Below are 3,269 nucleotides of genomic sequence, written 5' to 3'. Positions count from 1 at the left end.
TGGTTGCGGGAGTAGGATTTGAACCTACGACCTTCAGGTTATGAGCCTGACGAGCTACCGGGCTGCTCCATCCCGCGCCAAGGTCGAACGAGATATCGTTTTGAGAGAATTTGTGTTTCTTTCTAGGTTTGGCGGCGACCTACTCTCCCACGTCTTAAGACGCAGTACCATCGGCGCGGCGGCACTTAACGGCCGAGTTCGGGATGGGATCGGGTGTTTTGCTCGCGCTATGACCACCAAACCGAGGAAGAAACACGGGCCGGGCATCCCTTTTGGGGATGCTCGGCCACATCAGCGCTTTGTGCGTTGTCCTTGTGAAGTTCTTGATTGCGACGAGCTAGGGCAAAAGCCTTGCTTTTGCTGGCTCGGATCAAGCCTATCGGGCAATTAGTACCGGTCAGCTGAACGCATTGCTGCGCTTGCACCTCCGGCCTATCGACGTGGTGGTCTTCCACGGCCCTCAGGGAGACCTTGTTTTGAAGGGGGCTTCCCGCTTAGATGCCTTCAGCGGTTATCCTGTCCGCTCATAGCTACCCAGCACTGCCGTTGGCACGACAACTGGTCCACCAGTGGAGCGTTCACCCCGGTCCTCTCGTACTAGGGGCAACTCTTCTCAAGTCTCCTACACCCACGGCAGATAGGGACCGAACTGTCTCACGACGTTCTAAACCCAGCTCACGTACCTCTTTAAATGGCGAACAGCCATACCCTTGGGACCTGCTCCAGCCCCAGGATGAGATGAGCCGACATCGAGGTGCCAAACGATGCCGTCGATATGGACTCTTGGGCATCATCAGCCTGTTATCCCCAGAGTACCTTTTATCCGTTGAGCGATGGCCCTTCCACTCGGGACCACCGGATCACTATGGCCGTCTTTCGACTCTGCTCGACTTGTCAGTCTTGCAGTCAGGCGGGCTTCTGCCATTGCACTCAACGAGCGATTTCCGACCGCTCTGAGCCCACCATCGCGCGCCTCCGTTACACTTTGGGAGGCGACCGCCCCAGTCAAACTCCCCGCCATGCAGGGTCCCGGACCCGGATAACGGGCCGCGGTTAGACATCAAGAAGGCGAAGGGTGGTATCTCAAGGTTGGCTCCACGAGAACTGGCGTTCCCGCTTCGATGCCTACCACCTATCCTGCACATCACATTCCTGATGCCAGTGCAAAGCTGGAGTAAAGGTTCATGGGGTCTTTCCGTCTAACCGCGGGAAGTCTGCATCTTGACAGACAATTCAATTTCGCTGAGTCCACATCAGAGACAGCGGGGAAGTCGTTACGCCATTCGTGCAGGTCGGAACTTACCCGACAAGGAATTTCGCTACCTTAGGACCGTTATAGTTACGGCCGCCGTTTACCGGGGCTTCAATTCGGAGCTTGCACTCCTCCTTTTAACCTTCCGGCACCGGGCAGGCGTCAGACTGTATACGTCGCCTTACGGCTTCGCACAGCCCTGTGTTTTTAGTAAACAGTCGCCACCCCCTGGTTTGTGCCCCCCGCCCATACTTGCGTACAAACGGGGCCTCCTTCTCGCGAACTTACGGAGGTATTTTGCCGAGTTCCTTTGATGTGGTTCTCTCAAGCGCCTTGGTATTCTCTACCAGTCCACCTGTGTCGGTTTAGGGTACGGTCTGATGGAGGGCTATTTCCTGGAACCCCTAAGCAGCCCGTTCAATCCGATAAGAACGAACTACCCTCGGGATCCGTCACATCCTCCTGGCCCTGGAATATTAACCAGGTTCCCATCGACTACGCCTTTCGGCCTCGCCTTAGGGGCCGGCTTACCCTGCTCAGATTAACTTTAAGCAGGAACCCTTGGACTTTCGGCGACAGGGTCTCTCACCCTGTTTGTCGCTACTCATGTCAACATTCTCGCTTCCGATCACTCCACCGGATGCCTCACGGCCCGGCTTCACAGTCAACCCCGCGTCTCCAATACGCCCCGAGAGGCGTGAAGGAGACATGGAGTTATATCACGGAACGCTCCGCTACCACGCGCATTGCTGCGCATCCCAAGCTTCGGCTCGTGGCTTGAGCCCCGTTACATCTTCGCCGCAGGACCTCTGAATTAGACCAGTGAGCTGTTACGCTATCTTTAAAGGATGGCTGCTTCTAAGCCAACCTCCTGGTTGTTTTGGAAGTCCCACATGCTTTCCCACTTAGCCACGAATTGGGGGCCTTAGCTGCAGGTCAGGGTTGTTTCCCTCTTCACGACGGACGTTAGCACCCGCCGTGTGTCTCCCGGATAGTACTCTACGGTATTCGGAGTTTGCTTAGGCTCAGTAAGTCTGTGGGACCCCATCACCCATGCAGTGCTCTACCCCCGTAGGTATTCGTCCGAGGCGCTACCTAAATAGCTTTCGCGGAGAACCAGCTATCTCCGAGTTTGATTGGCCTTTCACCCCTAGGCACAAGTCATCCCGACCTTTTTCAACAGGTGTGGGTTCGGACCTCCAGTACGTGTTACCGTACCTTCATCCTGCTCATGCCTAGATCACTCGGTTTCGGGTCTGATCCCACGAACTCATGCGCCCTTTTAAGACTCGCTTTCGCTGCGCCTACACCTATCGGCTTAAGCTTGCTCGTAAGACCAAGTCGTTGACCCATTATACAAAAGGTACGCCGTCACCGCTCAAGGCGGCTCCGACTGCTTGTAGGCGTCCGGTTTCAGGGACTGTTTCACTCCCCTTGTCGGGGTGCTTTTCACCTTTCCCTCACGGTACTGGTTCGCTATCGGTCAGCAAGGAGTACTTAGCCTTCGAGGGTGGTCCCCCGATCTTCAGACAGGATTTCACGTGTCCCGCCCTACTTAATACGTCCGATCATGCTTCCCATACGGGGCTGTCACCCGCTCTGGCGGACCTTTCCAGGTCCTTCTGGTCACACTCACGGCTCGGCTGGTCCGCTTTCGCTCGCCGCTACTCGCAGAGTATCTGTTGATTTCCTTTCCTCCGGGTACTTAGATGTTTCAGTTCCCCGGGTTCGCTTCAAAACCCCTATGTGTTCAGGGTTATGATACCTGGTTATGCTCATTGAATGCCGCCACACGGATGTGACGGTAACAACAAGCATTCAGGTGGGTTTCCCCATTCGGACATTCATGGATCAAAGCTTGTTCTCAGCTCCCCATGACTTTTCGCAGAGTACCACGTCCTTCATCGCCTCTTGCTGCCAAGGCATCCACCAAACGCCCTTTTCGCGCTTGATCCGATCCAGGAAAAGCAAGGCTCGGCAGCCTCGCCTTCCCCAGCGTCATCGCAATTTTCCATGC

Annotated in this window: 1 tRNA gene and 2 rRNA genes; all 3 read right to left on the bottom strand. The window is 55.6% G+C overall.

What is annotated here, in order from left to right:
• The 3 genes from EIP85_RS22290 to EIP85_RS22280 all read right to left on the bottom strand — a co-directional run bounded on the left by EIP85_RS22290 (position 1) and on the right by EIP85_RS22280 (position 3,206).
• Positions 1-77 (bottom strand) — tRNA-Met (locus tag EIP85_RS22290).
• A 49-nt stretch (positions 78-126) separates the two neighbouring features.
• Positions 127-241 (bottom strand): 5S ribosomal RNA (gene rrf / locus EIP85_RS22285).
• 125 nt (positions 242-366) lie between these two features.
• A 23S ribosomal RNA gene (locus tag EIP85_RS22280) occupies positions 367-3,206 on the bottom strand.
• Between the last annotated feature and the right edge of the window lie 63 nt (positions 3,207-3,269).

The organism is Solirhodobacter olei (assembly GCF_004010155.1).
GTDB classification, from domain to species: Bacteria; Pseudomonadota; Alphaproteobacteria; order Rhodobacterales; family Rhodobacteraceae; genus Solirhodobacter; species Solirhodobacter olei.
This window is presented reverse-complemented; position numbering and strand designations above follow the sequence as displayed.